General features: G+C 33.7%; 11 protein-coding genes and 2 tRNA genes. 4 read left to right on the forward strand and 9 right to left on the reverse strand.

Annotated features, from left to right (window positions below; genetic code table 11):
- Positions 1 to 46: 46 nt before the first annotated feature.
- A tRNA-Cys gene (locus BN2628_RS02765) sits at positions 47 to 117 on the forward strand.
- 748 nt (positions 118 to 865) lie between these two features.
- Here BN2628_RS02765 and BN2628_RS02770 read toward each other — a convergent pair.
- The 5 genes from BN2628_RS02770 to BN2628_RS02790 all read right to left on the reverse strand — a co-directional run bounded on the left by BN2628_RS02770 (position 866) and on the right by BN2628_RS02790 (position 10793).
- Positions 866 to 2656 carry a glycoside hydrolase family 15 protein gene (locus tag BN2628_RS02770; protein WP_044230780.1) on the reverse strand — a complete coding sequence of 597 codons (1791 nt, stop codon included), beginning with the start codon at positions 2654 to 2656 and terminating at the stop codon, positions 866 to 868.
- A gap of 19 nt (positions 2657 to 2675) precedes the next feature.
- Positions 2676 to 4928: a bifunctional alpha,alpha-trehalose-phosphate synthase (UDP-forming)/trehalose-phosphatase gene (locus BN2628_RS02775; protein WP_044230779.1), complete on the reverse strand. Its 2253-nt coding sequence runs from the start codon at positions 4926 to 4928 to the stop codon at positions 2676 to 2678.
- Between the two features lie 198 nt (positions 4929 to 5126).
- Positions 5127 to 6503 (reverse strand): TolC family protein, encoded by a 1377-nt coding sequence (locus tag BN2628_RS02780; RefSeq protein WP_055095968.1) that lies wholly within the window; start codon positions 6501 to 6503, stop codon positions 5127 to 5129.
- A 26-nt stretch (positions 6504 to 6529) separates the two neighbouring features.
- The gene (locus tag BN2628_RS02785) at positions 6530 to 9676 is read right to left on the reverse strand and encodes an efflux RND transporter permease subunit (protein WP_044228926.1); all 3147 of its coding nucleotides are present in this window, start codon (positions 9674 to 9676) and stop codon (positions 6530 to 6532) included.
- 16 nt (positions 9677 to 9692) lie between these two features.
- Complete coding sequence (locus BN2628_RS02790) at positions 9693 to 10793, reverse strand: efflux RND transporter periplasmic adaptor subunit (RefSeq protein WP_055095970.1); 1101 nt, start codon at positions 10791 to 10793, stop codon at positions 9693 to 9695.
- 250 nt (positions 10794 to 11043) lie between these two features.
- Between BN2628_RS02790 and BN2628_RS02795 the strand changes: the two genes are divergently transcribed.
- Together BN2628_RS02795 and BN2628_RS02800 are read left to right on the forward strand one after the other, a co-directional pair.
- Complete coding sequence (locus tag BN2628_RS02795) at positions 11044 to 12051, forward strand: sensor histidine kinase (RefSeq protein ID WP_044228922.1); 1008 nt, start codon at positions 11044 to 11046, stop codon at positions 12049 to 12051.
- Positions 12048 to 12758 carry a LytR/AlgR family response regulator transcription factor gene (locus BN2628_RS02800; RefSeq protein ID WP_044228920.1) on the forward strand — a complete coding sequence of 237 codons (711 nt, stop codon included), beginning with the start codon at positions 12048 to 12050 and terminating at the stop codon, positions 12756 to 12758. Before BN2628_RS02795 ends, BN2628_RS02800 begins: the two co-directional genes overlap by 4 nt.
- 60 nt (positions 12759 to 12818) lie before the next feature.
- Here the strand turns inward: BN2628_RS02800 and BN2628_RS02805 are convergent, their stop codons facing one another.
- From BN2628_RS02805 to BN2628_RS02815, 3 genes are read right to left on the reverse strand one after another with little or no spacing between them, the layout of a single operon-like run.
- A complete protein-coding gene (locus tag BN2628_RS02805) occupies positions 12819 to 14597 on the reverse strand; it encodes a chloride channel protein (RefSeq protein WP_044228915.1) in 1779 nt (592 codons plus the stop codon).
- Between the two features lie 9 nt (positions 14598 to 14606).
- Complete coding sequence (locus BN2628_RS02810; protein ID WP_044228912.1) at positions 14607 to 16028, reverse strand: sugar transferase; 1422 nt, start codon at positions 16026 to 16028, stop codon at positions 14607 to 14609.
- A 17-nt stretch (positions 16029 to 16045) separates the two neighbouring features.
- Positions 16046 to 16609 (reverse strand): L-threonylcarbamoyladenylate synthase, encoded by a 564-nt coding sequence (locus tag BN2628_RS02815; RefSeq protein WP_044228910.1) that lies wholly within the window; start codon positions 16607 to 16609, stop codon positions 16046 to 16048.
- 524 nt (positions 16610 to 17133) lie between these two features.
- Here BN2628_RS02815 and BN2628_RS02820 point away from each other — a divergent pair.
- Positions 17134 to 17547, forward strand: a complete 414-nt coding sequence (locus BN2628_RS02820) for a hypothetical protein (protein WP_021930197.1) — start codon at positions 17134 to 17136, stop codon at positions 17545 to 17547.
- Positions 17548 to 18304: 757 nt separating this feature from the next.
- On the opposite strand, the gene BN2628_RS02825 is transcribed toward BN2628_RS02820, so the two are convergent.
- Positions 18305 to 18379 (reverse strand) — tRNA-Pro (locus BN2628_RS02825).
- Positions 18380 to 18491 lie beyond the last annotated feature (112 nt).

Raw genomic sequence — 18491 nt, forward strand, 5'->3', positions numbered from 1 at the left:
AAGATAAAAAATATATACTATCTTTGCATTCGCAAACGGGAAATAAGGTTCCTTGGCCGAGTGGTTAGGTACCGGTCTGCAAAACCGTTTACGGCGGTTCGAGTCCGCCAGGAACCTCAAAAAAACCTCTGAAACTACTTATAATAAGGCGTTTCGGAGGTTTTTCTTTTGAGAGATAAGAGGGGAGAAACTTTTTATTTAGTCTTAGAAATTTAGCCTTTTTCATTAAGCTTAAAATTAAATTCTCTTGTAGGAGATATCCCCTTAGTATTAGGAAAGATTTTTGATAACATTATGGTTCTACTATATAGAAGTCTTTTATCAGGGGGAATTTTTTATGCTTTCTAATGCCTGAATACATTTGTCCCTATACAATTGGACTTTTTCTCCAAATATAATAAGAAACACATTGGTTACATGTTACGTTGTTACTTAGTAAATAAATTTTAACTTGAACAAATTTTTATTGTCTTTTTGTTTCTGCAGAATATTCTTTCAATACCTTCAAATGGAGATACGATTGCATTGTCATTGCAGAAGCCTTCTGTTGAATCATTTAATTTTTTTCATTGGGAGAAAATGATTTTTTATGAAGGTGTTTATATTCCTCTCAAATATTGAGTTACCGTCTTTATCAAAAGAACTAATTTTTATACCTTTCCTTATTTATTATGCTTATAATAACTTTATTTTTGATTAGTAACATTTATACTCTTTAGTCATTACAAAGAATAAAGTTACTGATACGTGTATATATGTCAGACAGATTTATATATACGGATTTTTATCACTTTGTCAAAAATAATAAAAAATGTGGACTCCTTCTCATATTAAAGAATCCACATCACAAAAAATGAACTTATCTTTACGGGCGTATAAATGCCAATCGTTTGTCTTCTTCTGCAAATAATATGGCAGTATTGACCAATGCCAAATGAGAATATGCTTGTGGAAAATTTCCTAATTGTTCTTTGGTATCAAAATTAATATCCTCACTAAATAAACCTAAATGATTAGAATATTTCAATACTTCATCAAATAAGGTTCGTGCTTCATCTTTTTTCCCAATAACAAATAAAGCCCGTACCAGCCAAAAAGTACATATAGTGAAAGCTGACGAGGGTAATCCAAAATCATCTTTACTATTGTAACGATACATTAGACCTTTGTGCAAGAGGGCATTTTTTACAGCATTTACAGTTTTATGATAACGTATATCATTTGCCTCTATAAAACCATAAGGCTCCATAAGCAATAATGATGAGTCTAAAGCAAAGTTATCATATGTCTGAGAAAAACTTTGAATTTCGTCTTTCCATCCATGTATCAGGACATCTTCACGTATCTCTTCGGCTTCCTTTTTCCATTGCTTACAATACTCATGCTTATTTAGCATCATTGCTATTTTTGCTCCACGGTCCAATGCAACCCAACACATTACTTTCGAAGATACAAAATGATGACTCTCTCCTCTAATTTCCCAAATCCCTTTATCGGGCTTTTTCCAATCTCTTAATACGGTAAAAATAATACTTTTCACCATTTCCCACATATCTTCTATCTCATCAAGCGTTCCGGGCATCAATCTATAATATTGATAAATTAAATCCATCAAATATCCGAATGAATCATTCTGTTTTTGGTGATATGCATCATTTCCTACTCTCACAGGTTTAGAATTTTTATATCCTGATAGATGGTCTAAAATAATTTCTGTCAATTGTCTTTCACCCCTTATTCCATACATTATTTGATACGATTCATGAGTAGATACAAATGTCGATTGTATAAACTTCATAAAACGCTTGGCTGCTTCAGGATGTCCTATTTTAAATAGTGTTTCAATGGACATAGATGCATCTCTTAGCCAACAAAAACGATAATCCCAATTACGTACATTTCCTACTGATTCAGGCAAGCTGGTAGTCAGTGCTGCCAAAACAGCTCCATTATAATAAGACATCAATTTAAGAATCAGCAAACTTCGTTCGATTACATCATTGTATAGGGAATACTTTTTAGTGCGATTAGTCCAGTTAAGCCAATAGACTAATGTCCGGCAATATTCTATTTTTTCTCGTTCAATATCTACCGGTATTACTTTCTCATTATAGGATAAAAGAAAGAATTCATCTTTTTCCAAAACAATTTCCTTTTTTTGTCCGATATCTTGAAGAGGAAGGGAAGAATAAAGATACTGCCTGTCTTTACTACACGAAGAACTGTAACTTTCTATAAACTCAGTAGTAGTATTATATATTGCTTTTCCTTGTGCATAATTGGGAGCAGGAGAGTAATTTACTCTGAAATGAGGTTTTCCTTTGATCCAATGGACATAACGATATAATTCTGCAGGAAGATAGTATCCGTTATCACGAGAGTGGTAACAAGGCATGAAATCAAGAATTTCAAATTCTCCTTCTTCAGACTTAAATAAAGTAGAAAGGATATTTGTATGAGGAACGTATGATTGTGTAATATGATATTTGTCCGAAACTTCAAATCCAAAACACCCGCCTTTTTTTCGGTCAAGCAATGCTGCAAAAACCGAAGGAGAGTCGAAATCTGGGAAACATAACCATTCGATATTTCCTGTCTTAGAAATCAATGCCGCTGTACGACAGTTCCCTATAACTCCATAATCCAAATTATTCATTTTTACTATTAATTTATAATCAATTATTTTTTAATAAATCTCTAACAAAGCCTAATACACCTTTTAGTTTATCTTTTACACTACTATCTATCAAATGTCTTTCTTTTTTATTTACTAATGTTTCGAGGAAAGGTAAAACTTCTGCTTGAGTAGACATATTGTAATTAGCAGCTTCCGATACATAGCCAATTTTTATAGTAACAGAATTTTTTGGTAATGCTTTAAACATGTCATCATCTGTTGTATCATCACCCATTGCTAAAATAAAATCATAATGTTTCTTCCCCAATTGACGGGCAACTTCAGAACCTTTATTATAATCTGGTGATTTTATTTCTACGACCTTATCTCCTTGCAAAATTTGTAATTTCTGTTGTACACAAATAGAAATAAGTTCGTTTGTAAGTTGTTGTGCTCTTAGAGAACCTAACCATGCATCACATTCTCTATAATGCCATGCCAGAGCGGTTTCTTTGACTTCTAAATGGGAGTTAGGGGTCTTATCTACAAAAAATTTCAAAACTGAAAGTAATCCCGAACTCCAAACTATTTTGTTCATATTATTATGCCATACGCCATTCTCTTTATAGAAAGCGCCATGTTCCGCAGCAAGTGATATCGGTAAATTTCCTAACCATTTTTCTAAAATAATATGATCGCGGCCACTGTTGACTACTACTTGATTAGTCGGGTCATCCGATAGTTTCTGCAAAACCTCAATAAGTTCTGGTGTAGGTCTCGCATCTTCTGGGTGTAATTTGATTGCAGACAGTGTTCCATCGTAATCGAGTAATATAAGACGTTGTCTTGCATTATCATATTTCAATTTGATTGTTTCAATAATTTTAGATGATACTCGTTTTTTTCGAAGCTCCTCATTTTTATAGTAAGATTCATCCCATCCTCTTATAAAATCAGTAGCCCACTTATCTACTGTTTGTGCCGAAATGATAGCCTGCATACGCTGTAGTCTTTCTTGCTGTTCAGAAACAGGCATTTCCAATGCCTTAGAGATTGCCTGTACAATTTGTTCTGTATCATTCGGATTAATGAGCAATGCATCTGTCATCTCAACGGCAGCACCAGCCATTTCACTTAAAATCAATACTCCCGGATTTCCACATTTAGAAGCAACGTATTCTTTTGCTACTAAATTCATTCCATCTCGAAGAGGTGTAACTAATGCTATATCGGCCATATAATACATAGCCGATAGTTCTTCAAACGAGAATCCATGATAAAAATAACAAACTGGAGTCCAGTCGATAGTAGAGTAGTGCCCATTGATTGAACCTATTTCCTCATCAATCTTTGTTTTCAATTCCGTATAACTACCAACATGATCGCGTGAAGGGACTATAACCATAGCCAAAGTTACTCTTTCATGATATTGTGGATAATGTTCAAGAAACGAAGCAAATCCACGTAAACGATGCAATATTCCTTTACTGTAATCTAAACGATCTACTGACAAGATAACTTTGTGATTCCCAAAAAGTTTTCTTGTCCGGTCAATGGCTTGTCGGACTTCTGGCTTCGAAGGCGCATCGTGGTAAAGATTATAATTGATCCCCATTGGCAAAGCTTCAACTCTAATAACGCGATCGCCTAATTGTACTTCGTTCAACTTAAAACTTACATGTAACACTCTTTCTACTGTACTGATAAAGTGCCTCATGTAATCATGTGTGTGGAAAGCAATAAAATCTGCACCTAATAATCCCTTTAATATTTCTGCTCGTTCTGGCAAAATACGAAAAAGTTCATATGAAGGGAAAGGTATATGATGAAAATAACCAATACTTAAATTAGAGTATCTCTTTCTTAACATACCGGGGAGTAGCATCAGTTGATAATCTTGAATCCAAACTTTATCTCCCGGTTGTACCAATTCTGATATTTTCTTACAAAAAAGAAGATTTACTTCCTGATAAGATTGCCAAAAACAACTTTTATATAAAGTATATACAAAAAAATAATGGCATAATGGCCATATTGTACTATTACTATAACCTTCATAGTAATTCTCTACTTGAGATTCCGACAAAAATACTGGATGAAGGTTCATGCTTTCTAATTTGGAGGTTACTTTATTTTTGTCCTCATTCTCTTGTATGCACATTCCTGGCCATCCAATCCAATGCTTTTCATAAGGAGTTTGCAAAGAATCTAAACCGGTTGTTAAACCTCCTTCACTTCGGGAGAAAATAAATTCTCCCTTTTGCCCGCTTATCTTAACGGGTAATCTATTCGATACAATATATAGTTTCATATTGAGGTAAAAACAAGATACATACCAATAAACTATATATTATATAAATAACTGATTTATAATAATAAATGGAGAACTAATCTCTATTATAAACCTTCAATTTTGAAAAATATTTTTCAAAATGAAAGTATGGTATAAAAAAGATAGGGAAGAAGTCATTTTCCCTATCTTTTTTATACCATACTTTCAAGATTATTTTTAATTATTTTTTATATCGTTTCCTCCTCCTAAAGCATGATACAGATTAATTACGCCTTGTATTTCATCAAAACGGTCTGATACGACAGTTAATTCTGCTTGTAATAAAGACTGACGGGCAGTCAATACTTCCAAATAATTCTGTGAACTATGAAGCATCAACAGTTCAGAGTTACGAACGACATTTTGTAATGATTCTATTTGCTGCTCTGCCAGTTCCAATCGCTGACGTGCCGTTTGCCACTGCACCAAAGCATCATTAACTTCTTTTCCTGCATCTAACAGACTTTGACGAAAAGAAAGTAAAGCTTCTTCTTGTTGTGCTTTTGCAACTTTCAGATTTGCTATATTATTTCCTCGGTTAAAAAGAGGCTGTACTAAAGAACCAACGGCTGAAAGTAGCCATTGTCCCGGATTTGTTATAGCAGAACCGGCTGCATTAGTCCATCCTGCAGATCCACTCAATGTTATTGAAGGATAAAATGCAGACCGAGCCTGGTTTGTTATATAATATGCTTCTGCTAGTTCTGCTTCTTTTTGTTGAATATCTGGACGGTATTGAAGCAACTGTAAGGGAACTCCAACTGAAAAAGTTTCGGGAAAGGATTGTTTATTTAATGTAGAACGAACTATTGCCTGAGGAGCAATACCTAACAAAGAAGAAAGAGAATTTTCCATCTCAGATATTTGTTGTTGAAGGGATAATAAAGATGCATCTACAGATAATTTACTTGCTTCTGTCTGTGCTACTGCCATCTCTGTGGATTGTCCGGCTTTTTTTAAAGCTTTCATAACCCTTAAATTTTCAGCCCAATTTTCAGCTGTTCGTTTACTGATATCCAATTGTTCATCCAACATCAATAATGTATAATAACTATTAGCAATAGTTGCAATCAACTGAGTTTGTACAGCTTGGCGATAAGCCTTGCTCTGTTCCAATACAGCTTTGGCTCCTCGTTTAGCATTCGTCATTTTACCAAAAATGTCCAATTCCCAATCGGCTGTTACAGCTAAATTATACGTTTTAGTTACTTTACTGTTTTCTGTTTTAGACAGAGACCCTTGGGGAGATAAAGATAAAGAAGGCAAATAGGCCAATTTAGATGAAAGCAACAATGCTTCTGCTTCTTTTACTCTCAGACGTGCTATATTCAAATCCGTATTGTTACGAATTCCCATTTCAATAAGCTCCTGCAATCGAATATCTGTAAACAGTTCCCGCCATGAAAGGGATGCTAACGATACAGTATCTTCAGTTACTACAGGACGACGATAAAGACTATCGACTACCATCATATCAGGATGTTCATAAGCTTTATAGATATGACAGCTCCCTAAGCCTATTAACAAAAATAAACATATAATTATTTTTTTCATATAATTTTCATTACATATAGAATTAATTATTCTCCTTTCTCTACCTCTGGATGCCTACGTACAGGCATTAACCGTTCCTGTAAATATTGAAAAACAATGAATAAGACCGGAACAATAAACAAAAGGGCTATAGTTCCTATCAACATTCCACCTACAGTAGCTACCCCAATAGAAATATTTCCATTAGCTCCTACACCGGTAGCGAACATCATAGGTAGCATACCAAAAATCATAGTAAGTGATGTCATCAATATAGGACGTAATCTGACTTCTGCCGCAGATACTGCCGCTTGGGTGATTGTCATTCCTTGATGGCGACGCTCAGATGCATACTCTGTTAATAAAATAGCAGTTTTAGCCAATAGACCGATCAGCATAATCAATCCTGTTTGCATGTAAATATTATTTTCTAAATCGAACATTTTCGCAAAAAGGAAACTCCCTGCCAATCCAAATGGAACAGAAAGAATAACGGCTATCGGGATAAATAAACTCTCATAAAGAGCACACAAAATGAGATAAATGAATATTATACAGATAATAAATACCAATGCTGCCGTATTGCCAGTAGAAGCTTCTTCTCGAGACATACCTCCGAATTCAAATCCATAACCGGCTGGTAATGTCTGTTCTGCTACTTCTCGTACAGCTTGGATAGCTTGTCCAGAACTATAGCCTGCTGCAGGAGTACCGTTGACGGTAATAGCGGAAAAAAGATTAAAACGGGATAAAGTCTCTGCACCATATACGCGTGTCAATGTCAAATATTGGCTAATGGGAGACATTTTTCCGTCTGTATTACGAACAAATATGTTGTTCAATGCTTCGGTATCTAATCGAAATTCAGGTGAAGCCTGTACCATCACACGATATAATTTTGAGAATCGATTCATATTTGAAGCATAATTTCCTCCGACATATCCAGATAAAGTACTCAATACATCTGCAGGAGATACTCCATTACGTTTACAAAGCGCAGCATCTACTTCTACTAAATATTGAGGATATTTCGTATCGAATGACGTTGTGGCTCGGGATATTTCAGGTCGTTTATTCAAAGCGTCAATCATTTGTTTGGTATATTTCAGTAAATCATCAATACTTCCACCTTTCTGGTCCTGTACATATATTTCAAATCCACTGCTCACTCCATATCCTGGAATCATCGGTTGGGCGAAAGCCATAATTTGAGCTGATGATATATCATCGGTGCGTCGATATATTTCATTTATAACAGAATTTATATCATCACCTTTTTCAGTACGTTCATCCCACTGGCGCAATCGTATAATAAACATTCCATTTGAGGCACCTTGGCCACTAATCATTCCGTTACCTGTTACTTTAGAATACATTCTGACCTGAGGTATATCTTTAATGCGCCTGTCTATCTCATCCATAACTATTTTAGTTTCTTCCAAATTACTTCCTGGAGAAGTACGTACATCCACAAAAATAGTACCCATATCTTCCTGTGGAACCAATCCGGTCTTTGTTGTTTTCATAAATATGAGCAGACCTGCACAAGCAATGACTAATAAGGCTGCAGCTACCCATTTGTGCTTTAAGAAAAAGAAAACACCTGTCTTATATTTCAACACTAAACGGTGGAAAGCTGTGTCAAATGCCATATGAAATCGTGACGAGAAACTCATTTTACCACCATTCACTGCTACAGAGTGAGGTGTCATAATCAAAGCGCAAAGAGCAGGACTTAGCGTCAGAGCATTAATCATGGAAATTGCAACAGCAACAGCCATAGTTAATCCAAATTGCGTATAAAATGTACCTGTAGTTCCCCCCATAAAACATACTGGAATGAATACAGCCATAAAGACAAACGTCGTAGTAATCAAAGCTGATGTAATTCCGCCCATCGCATCAATAGTTGCCAAATAAGATGATTTATAACCTTCATCAAATTTTGCCTGAACAGCTTCTACTACCACAATAGCATCGTCGACAACTGTACCAATAACTAAAACTAAAGCAAACAATGTCAACATATTCAGACTGAAGCCTGCGACATAAAGAAATGCAAAAGTTCCAATCAACGATACAACAATGGAAATTGCAGGAATAAACGTAGAACGCATACTCTGCAAAAATACATACACAACTAAAATTACTAATATAATGGCCTCAATTAAGGTTTTTATGACATTATGGATAGAAGCATCCAAAAAGTCTTTTGTACTCATCAGATCGACCAGCTCCATTCCTTTCGGCAAAGTTTTTGAAATTTCTGCTACAACTTTGTCTATTTCTTCTATAATTTCATTGGCATTCGATCCTGATGTCTGAGCAATCATACAGTTAGAACCCGGATGCCCGTTTACCTCTCCGATATAAGTATATGTCCTAGAACCTAATTCAATACGTGCAACATCTTTCAATCTCAAAACCTCACCGCCAGAAAGAGAACGGATTACTATATTTTCATAATCTTTTTCCTCTTCATAACGTCCGCGATATTTTAATACATATTGAAATGTATTTTTAGACTCTGCACCCAATGTTCCGGTAGGGGACTCCAAATTCTGTTCGTCGAGAACTGTTGTAATATCTGACGGTACCAAGCCATACTTGGCCATTTTTCCTGGGTCAAGCCAAATGCGTAATGAATAATCAGAACCCATTACGTTTACTTCTCCGACACCTGCAATACGCGAAAGTCGCGGTTCTATATTAATCTTCAGATAATTATTCAAGAAACTTTCATCAAAAGTATTATCAGGACTATAAAGAGCTAATGCCTTAATGTTACTCGTCTGCCGTTTCCTGACAGTAATACCACTACGAGTAACTTCTGCAGGTAAAAGTCCTTGTGCTGAAGCAATGCGATTTTGTACGTTCACTGTTGCCATATCAGGATCTGTTCCCTGTCGGAAATAAATGGTAACTCTTGCAGAACCTGTATTAGTTGCAGATGACACCATATACATCATATTCTCAACGCCATTGAGAGCTTCTTCTAAAGGTACGACAACACTTTTCTGCACAGTTTCAGCATTAGCCCCGGTATAACTGGCTGAAACGCTAACAGTAGGAGGTGCTATTTCCGGAAACTGTTCAACAGGTAATTGAGAAAGACCAATAAGTCCTACTATAAGAATAACAACAGAAATAACCATTGCCAAAATAGGACGATCTATAAATGTTTTTATTTTCATAATAGTATTATTATCATTATTTGGTCGATTGACTTTCAATTACAGTTCCTTCACGTACCAGTCCGGCACCTTCAGCAATAATAACATCTCCTGGCATAAGTCCGGATTCTACAATATATTCCGTACCATTGTTCAATTTAAAAAGTTGTACTGGTACTGATTGCGCTTTACCTTCAACAACTTTGTAAACAAACGCCCGATTCTGTAATTCATATGTGGCTGCTTGAGGAATAATGATGCAATTTTTCTTAACTGTCGGTATAATGACTTTGCCACTTCCTCCATTACGCAACATTTTTTCTGGATTTAGAAAGCTAGCCCGTAAACTAATCGCACCGGTATTTTCATTTACAGTACCACTGATAGCATTTATTTTTCCTTTATGGGAATAGATGTCGCCATTACTTAGCTCTAATTCCACATCTGGCATTTGTAACATAGCCTTTTGTAGAGAACCATATTGTTGTATCAAATCTAATATTTGATTCTCACTCATTGAAAAATAAGCATATACTTCCTCATCATCTGATACGGAAACAAGAGGCTCGGTAATATTGCTGTTAACTAATGCTCCTACACGATAGGGTATCATACTGGCAACTCCGTTTACCGGACTTTTTACCTCTGTATACGAAAGATTGTTACGTGCATTTATTTCCTGAGCTTTAGCTTGGGCCAAGGAAGCTTGTGCTTCAGCCTGTGCATTCTCTGCCGTTTGCAAATCAAATTCTGATATAACTCTTTCTTTATAAAGTTCTGCTTTACTTTCGGCTGTCAATTTCGCTGTACGAAGTTTTGCTTCCGCACTTTTAACATTGGCTACGGCTGTTTCTAATGCAGCTTTATAAGGAACTTGATCTATGACAAACAATACCTGTCCTTTACGCACGATGTCCCCCTCATTAATACGGATTTCAGTAATAATGCCACTTACCTGAGGCCTTATTTCTACATATTGACGACCTCGGAGAGTCGCTGTGTAATCAGACTTTAATGTCTGATCTGCTTGAACTATGGTAAGTGTTTTGTAGGTAGCTTTTGTCTCCTTCTGCCGGGAATCTTTACAAGAATAAAAAAACGGGAGACAGGCAACAATTAAAATGAGAACTTTTTTCATTGTTACAATTTTATAGTAATAACTTAATTTGTTTTTATTCGCACTCTTTCTGGTACATACATGAGTAATCAAATCTATAAATTATTACAGAATAAAATGAAAAAGTATTGATAAACGACAAAAATGTAGTGTCAAACAACAATTCTCAGGAATTGGACATTTCATAGCAATATTATATCTTTGTCATTATGATGATGGTCTTACAAAAATTTTCTAGTCTCCTTTTTCTTCAAAATATAGACAATATACAATGAAATATACAACCATAAATATCTGTATAAATCTATTGTTTTGCCTTGTTATTTTACCGCTTATTATTATGCTGGTACCCGTAGACAAATGGTTGGAACATAACACGGCTTTTTTGATAACTCTTATTTTCTATTTGTACTTTACTTATTTCGTCTATCGCAAGGCCAAGCTTCCATCATTACTTATGCACAAAAAGTATGTACATGCTGCTATTTTGATGGTAATACTTATCGGGATTACTGTCATGATGTCCCACTTTCCTTTTCCACCAGTGGAAAATAATGCTGATACACATCTTTTTGAAGCAAGGAAACACATGCGTATCCAAACCGTTTGGTTTTTCTTTTTAATAGTTACAGGATTCAGCTTATCTATAGAACTTACTTATGAACTTTTCAGACAAATACTCTTAAAACAAGAAATTGAGGCTGAAAAAAATAAAGCAGAATTAGCTCTTTACAAAGCTCAGATCAATCCTCATTTTCTTTTCAATACTTTAAATGCTCTTTACGGTTTAGTACTGACAAAATCTGATAAAACGGAATCTGCTTTCATTAAATTTTCTGAAATTTTAAAATATATGTATGCATATACTACATCTGAGACTATCCCTATCAGTAAAGAGATAGATTATATTCAACAATATGTCGATTTACAATCATTGCGGTTGAATAAGCATACACAAGTCTCATTTGAAACGCAAACTGATGACGAACAAATATTAATCCCTCCGATGATTCTTATAACCTTTATTGAAAATGCTTTTAAATATGGAACTTCGTCCGATGAAGATTGTTCTATACTTATCTGTATTATTATCAAAGATGGTAATTTGATATTTCGGACAGAAAACTCTATTATGAGAAATAAAAAGGATAATGATTCTGCTATAGGTATAGAAAATTGTCGGAAAAGATTAGAGTTGCTATATCCCGGGCGTTTTACTTTATCTACTTCTAAAATAGAAAATCTGTATAAAGTCCAATTGACAATACAATTAAGATGAAAAAAATAAAGTGTATAGCTATTGATGATGAGCCTCTTGCGTTATTAGTTATCAGTCAATTTTGTGAAAGGAAAGGTAATATAGAATTGACCACCTATTGTGAACCTAAAATCGGATTAGAAGAAATTATCAGGAAAAAACCGGATTTGGTTTTTCTTGATATAGAGATGAACAGCATCAGCGGATTAGATATAGCTCACATATTGCCTCATGATACATGTTTTATATTCACAACAGCTCATGCCCAATATGCATTAGATGGTTTTGACCTTAATGCAACAGACTTTTTGCATAAACCTTTTTCTTACGAACGTTTCGAAAAAGCTATCGAAAAAGCTTTTCGTTACATAGAAAATATTCCAAATAGAGTGACAGAAACCATTATAGTCAAACAAGAATATAATAATATTTCTATTGCTATTTCGGATATTTTATATATTGAAGCGATGGAAAACTATATAAAAATATTCCGTGTAAATGATAATTATATTTTAACTCATACGAATCTAAAAAATATACAGAAGATGCTTCCTGAAAATAAATTTATCAGAATTCATAGATCATATATAATACCAATTGAAAAAGTAGAAATATTTTCTAAAAAAGAAATAAAGTTATCAGGAAAAGAAACCCCGTTACCTATAGGAAGGCAATTTTCTAATAATGTATATAATATACTTACGGGTAAAAATGTCGAATATCATTAAAAGTAGAAAAACGGAATTTTACGATAATCCTGTTTTTCTACTTTTAATTTAGCCTTCTGTTTAGTCTTCTGAAAAGTGTACGAGAACTCGGCGATAAGAATTGAAAATTTTTGATTTCGATACAAAGCCTACATAGTGTCCATCCTCTACTACTGGCAAATTCCAAGCGTTTGTGTCGTCAAAGACCTTCATAACTTTATCCATTGTCATGCCTACCTCTATTTTTCCTGGAGGGCTTACCATAAATCTACGTACATACATGCGATTATATAATTCAGGTCTAAACATAATATTACGTATATCATCTAATAATACTATTCCCAGCAAGGTATTGTCATCATCTACAACTGGGAATACATTTCGATGAGCATTAGAAATAACCTTTACCATATCACCCAAACTCATTTCAGGTTTTACGGAAAGAAAATCTTTTTCTATCACGCTATCCATCTTAAGAAGAGTCAATACAGCTTTATCTTTATGATGAGTAAGTAACTCTCCTTTTTTTGCTAAACGCATTGTATAAATACTGTGAGGCTCAAATATTTTAATAGTACCGAATGCGACTGTGGAAGTAATCATCAATGGAAGGAATAAGCTGAAACCTCCTGTAAGTTCCGCTGTGAGGAAGATTGCCATCAATGGTGCATGCATAACTGCAGACATCACTCCGGCCATTCCCATAAGAGCAAAATTTTTCTCCGAAAGTGGAATAATATATCCAAAATGATTAAGTACAAACGCAAACAAGAATCCGGCCATACATCCTACGTAAAGACTTGGCGCAAATGTTCCACCCACACCACCACCACCATTGGTAGCTGCAGTAGCGAATACTTTTACCAAAACAATCAATGCTAAATTGAGAAATAATATCCAAAAATTATTTCGCCAAGGATAAAAAAAACTACCATCGGTCAAAGCCTGTGGATTACCTTCTAACAAACTATGTATCGATTCGTAACCTTCTCCATAAAGTGGCGGTAATAAAAATATGCATAAACTCAATATAATCGAACCAAACCCGAATTTAAACCAAGGTTTACCTATTTTTCTGAAAATACTTTCAAGCCAATTTATGACACGCGTAAAATATAATGATACAAAACCACAAAATATACCAAGTAGTATAACATAAGGTACACGTTCTATAACAAAAGGTTCAGGAGCAAAACTAAATTGTGCTGCTGAACCATTTAATATATAAGTAATAGTAGCTGCTGTAGTAGAAGATATAAGCAATGGCATCACAGAAGCAGTAGTAAGGTCGAGCATAAGAACTTCAAGAGTAAATAGTAATCCGGCTATGGGTGCTTTAAATATCCCGGCTATACCCGCTGCTGCTCCACATCCAACCATCAGCATAAGTACTCGTTGGTCCATACGGAACAGACTACCTATATTAGACCCAATAGCTGCTCCCGTATAGACAATTGGAGCTTCAGCACCAACTGAGCCACCAAATCCGATAGTAATAGAACTGGCCACTACAGAAGTATACATATTATGGGGTTTCAATCGGCTCTTTCGTTGTGAAATAGCATATAGCACTCGAGTAACACCATGACTAATATCGTCTTTTACAATATATCGAACATATAACCCAGCTAATAATATTCCGACAATAGGGTATACCAAATATAAATAATTGGCCCCACTAATTGAAAAATGCTCAGTCAATAAATTCTGAATTGAATGAATCAAAAACTTCAAAACATATGCAGCTAAAGCAGCCAATATACCAACGACAAAACTCAGAATAAGAATAAAATTTTTTTCTTTTATATTCTTTTCACGCCATATAAGTAACTTCAAAAACCAATCAGTTTCTTTTTTCATAAATTATCCTTAAATGCCTTTTCCGGTTACTACCGTCTTTATTGTATATATAATTATTTTAAAATCAACTATTAACGACATATTTTCAAGATACAATATTTCATATTTAAGTCGTTCTATCATTTCATCTATATTTCGAGCATATCCAAATTTTACCATCCCCCAAGATGTTATGCCTGGACGTATTTGATGTAATAAAGAATAATGTGGAGCCCTTTTTATAATTTGTTCTATATAATAAGCTCTTTCAGGACGAGGTCCGACAAGAGACATATCCCCAATAAAAACATTCCAGAATTGCGGTAATTCATCGATACGATATTTGCGCATAAAATGGCCAAAAGGTGTAACACGGTCATCATTTTCACGGGATAGGGCAGGACCGTTCTGTTCTGCATTGACACGCATCGTCCTAAATTTATATAATATAAATTCTTTTCTTCGATAACCCACTCTTTTTTGCCGGTAAATAACCGGACCTTCAGAACCTAATTTTATTTTTAAGGCAATAATAAGAGCAAATGGTGATATTATAATAAGAGCAACGAAAGATATCAAAATGTCTAACAAACGTTTGATATTTTTTTCACATTCGGATAAAGAGCATTTACAAATATCAATAAATGGTTTGCCATATATGTTTGATAGTTTTACCCTTGTGGTAAGCATCTCAAATTCATTTACTTGTAACTGTATCGGTAAATTATATGGATACAGGCGATTTACTGTTTTATGTAAAGCTCTCTTATTCTTACTATCTAATGCAATAATAAGCTCTTCTACATTATGCTCTTTAATGACTTTTTCCAAATCCTCAATGTTATAAATAGGGCAACCTCCGATTGAAGAATATTGTTCATTTTTCTCTTCAGGTATACGAACAAATCCAACAACAAGGAATCCCAGCGAACGGTCCATTTGCATTAAGTCTAACCATAGAGCCTTGGCCTTCTTACCAGAACCGATAATAAGTGTATTAAACCCCCAACGTTTTCCATGAATGCGTCGAGTAGCTCTTTGTGTAATAAATGCCCGACAGATGTAAACACATACAAAATTGAAGACAAACATACCTACCAACAATTCGTAACTATTTACCGGTAATCGCTGTATATCGTTTATTAGTGCTATAAAAAAAATAATTAATACACCTATTGCTACAGAGAATAATGTCGTAAAAAATTCTCCTAATCTCGATTTCAAAAAAGGACGGTTGTAATATCCGGAAAGATAAAAAATAAATATAAAAAGTAATGGGAACAATATCTGTCCTTCAATAACTCGATGGTATCCCAAGAAACTTTTTATATTACTAAAGCCGACTACAGGCGAAAATACATAGTAACGAAACACATTGAATAAAAACCAACCTATATTGGCAGAAAAAATATCTCCAACAACATATTTTATTATTTGTTTCGTTCTTCTCATCGATAATTAAGGTCCAATTAAGGTCTCAATATTTTTATTATACCTCCTGTATCCAATTTTATAACACTTGAAGGTGTCGATCTGGAAACATCTTCCTGCCGGTATTTAACGATATAATCTACTGCATTTTTTATTATATCAGGAATTTCTGAAAAATTCATTGGAGTAGGCATACCACTTACATTGGCCGAAGTAGATACAATCGCTTTTTTAAAACGGTCGCATAATTTTTTAGAAAACTCTTCATGTGTAACTCGTATTCCCACACTACCATCCTCGGCTAATAAATTAGTAGCTAAATTTCGTGCATTAGAATATACCACAGTAAGGGGCTTATTTGTTAATTCAATAAGATCCCAAGCTATCTCAGGAACATCACGAACATAAAAATCTACTTTCTGTGGATTACCAACTAATACGATCAAAGCTTTACTGTCAGTTCTTTTTTTTATTTCATATACCTTTTTTACAGCTTTTTCATTTGTAGCATCACAACCAATTCCCCAAATTGTATCCGTAGGATATAAAATGATCCCACCTGCTTGCATCACTTCACAGGCATTTTTTATATCATCTTCCATTTATTCTGCAAATTTCATTATAAAAATCTTTTATCAAATTTTCTTTATTACATTGGGCAAATTTAGTGAATCGGATTCCGATAACAAAATAAATTTGAAATTTGTCGCTAATTGTACTAATGACAGTATTATTTATCGAAATTTTTCAGTTTAAACGAATAATCTAAAATTGTATTTGTGGCACGAGAATCTATTAAAAAAATGTTTTGTAATCGAAACATAAATATATTTACTCATTTAATGGATTCTTATCTGTTAAGTTATAAATGATTTTTTCGGGATAGAAAATGAGTTTATTTCCGAAAATTTAAATTTCTGTGTTTGTTTATCGAATTTTATTTTTAGAATTATTTTTGTATTCCTTTTAATACATTGATTCAATTATTATTGAGTTAATTTTGAGGGAAGTTTCAGGTAAGGTAGTGGAATAATAAAATGAGATTTTATTTTGTTTTTTTGATTTTTTTTACAAAATTGCAATTATTAATAATAACAAACATATTTACAAACCAAAAATCAATTTTATGAAGAAGTTTTTATTTTTATTCCTTGTTATGGTATGCAATTTTACTATTAATGGTCAAGAAAAGTTAACAGATACGATATCTGTAAAGAAAGTGTTTTGTGAAATTGTTGGTAGAGGAAATTTTACGGGTACAAAAGTGGATATATCTATTGATTTTGGACAAAAGATTTCATTTTTTAAACAGTATAATCAAAAATTAATGGTTGATGAAGAAGGGAAAAAAATCAAGTTTAATTCAATGATAGATGCTTTGAACTATATGGGAAAGTTTGGTTGGGATTTTGAACAAGCTTATGCAGTATCTATGGGAAACACAAATGTATATCATTTTTTGTTGAGTAAAGATATTACTTCTGACAAAGAATTTCTTGATGGTATCAAGACAAAAGCAATGATAAAAGATATAGAATAATTTTCAATGGCTGTTTTACTAAAATCTTTATCTGTTCCAGTATATACCGATAATTATTTGACGATACGGGAACAGCAGTCATTTTTTTGCTTAAAAACAATGAAAATAAGAAGTTTTGTTGAACCAACAGAATAAATTAATTCTCATTTGTCCAAATTTAAATATTTTTTATTTGCTTGACATAATAATGTTACCGAATAATATAAAGTTTTTGAGTATTCTTACTAAAAAAATGCAATAAATAATAAGGTAAGGGATAGGGGAATCATATAGAAGGAATTAAAAAAATTGTAATTTTTTAGTATATTTGGTAATGTGTCAATTAGCAAATTTAGAGCTTCAATAATCAAAAATTATAGATGACTCTTTTTTAAAAGAAAAATTTACAGGAAGAAAAAATATTATTTTATTTCTTTTGATTTTAAAAACAAAATAAAAAGTATGCTATAATCTTTTATTGTTGATTAAGACTTAATTTTGAAAGAAGTTTCATTCAATATTTAGTTTATAATTCAGTCGTTTATTCGAAATAATTTTCTTGATACAGTCTTTAGTAGAACAATTTGAAATTGTTTTGATAAAATCCTAAGATTTGAAATTAATGAAGCTTCCTAAGCTTTAGTATTTTCATTCCATGATTTTTTAAATGCTATCTGTCATCCTATTCATGGATACAGCTACTTCATAAGGTTGGAATCGTGCGAAATAAATAAAAAAGAGGAAGCCAATTTTACTTAACTTCCTCTTTTTTTCAGTGTCGGGGTACCAGGATTCGAACCTGGGACCCCCTGCTCCCAAAGCAGGTGCGCTAACCGGACTGCGCTACACCCCGTTGATTTCTCAATTGCAGTGCAAAGATACTGCTTTTTTTTATACTTGCAATACTTTATTGAAAATTTATCGAAAAAAACTTTCACTTTACTTTGCTTGTATAAATAATGATT

This window comes from Gabonia massiliensis (assembly GCF_001403595.1).
GTDB classification, from domain to species: domain Bacteria; phylum Bacteroidota; class Bacteroidia; order Bacteroidales; family Coprobacteraceae; genus Coprobacter; species Coprobacter secundus.

Excerpts from the sequence above, each read along its gene's own strand:
- BN2628_RS02795 (WP_044228922.1), top strand. The coding sequence starts at position 11,044 with ATGAAATATACAACCATAAATATCTGTATAAATCTATTGTTTTGCCTT.
- BN2628_RS02805 (WP_044228915.1), bottom strand. The coding sequence starts at position 14,597 with ATGAAAAAAGAAACTGATTGGTTTTTGAAGTTACTTATATGGCGTGAA.
- BN2628_RS02785 (WP_044228926.1), bottom strand. The coding sequence starts at position 9,676 with ATGAAAATAAAAACATTTATAGATCGTCCTATTTTGGCAATGGTTATT.
- BN2628_RS02770 (WP_044230780.1), bottom strand. The coding sequence starts at position 2,656 with ATGAATAATTTGGATTATGGAGTTATAGGGAACTGTCGTACAGCGGCA.
- BN2628_RS02780 (WP_055095968.1), bottom strand. The coding sequence starts at position 6,503 with ATGAAAAAAATAATTATATGTTTATTTTTGTTAATAGGCTTAGGGAGC.
- BN2628_RS02790 (WP_055095970.1), bottom strand. The coding sequence starts at position 10,793 with ATGAAAAAAGTTCTCATTTTAATTGTTGCCTGTCTCCCGTTTTTTTAT.
- BN2628_RS02815 (WP_044228910.1), bottom strand. The coding sequence starts at position 16,609 with ATGGAAGATGATATAAAAAATGCCTGTGAAGTGATGCAAGCAGGTGGG.
- BN2628_RS02820 (WP_021930197.1), top strand. The coding sequence starts at position 17,134 with ATGAAGAAGTTTTTATTTTTATTCCTTGTTATGGTATGCAATTTTACT.
- BN2628_RS02775 (WP_044230779.1), bottom strand. The coding sequence starts at position 4,928 with ATGAAACTATATATTGTATCGAATAGATTACCCGTTAAGATAAGCGGG.
- BN2628_RS02810 (WP_044228912.1), bottom strand. The coding sequence starts at position 16,028 with ATGAGAAGAACGAAACAAATAATAAAATATGTTGTTGGAGATATTTTT.
- BN2628_RS02800 (WP_044228920.1), top strand. The coding sequence starts at position 12,048 with ATGAAAAAAATAAAGTGTATAGCTATTGATGATGAGCCTCTTGCGTTA.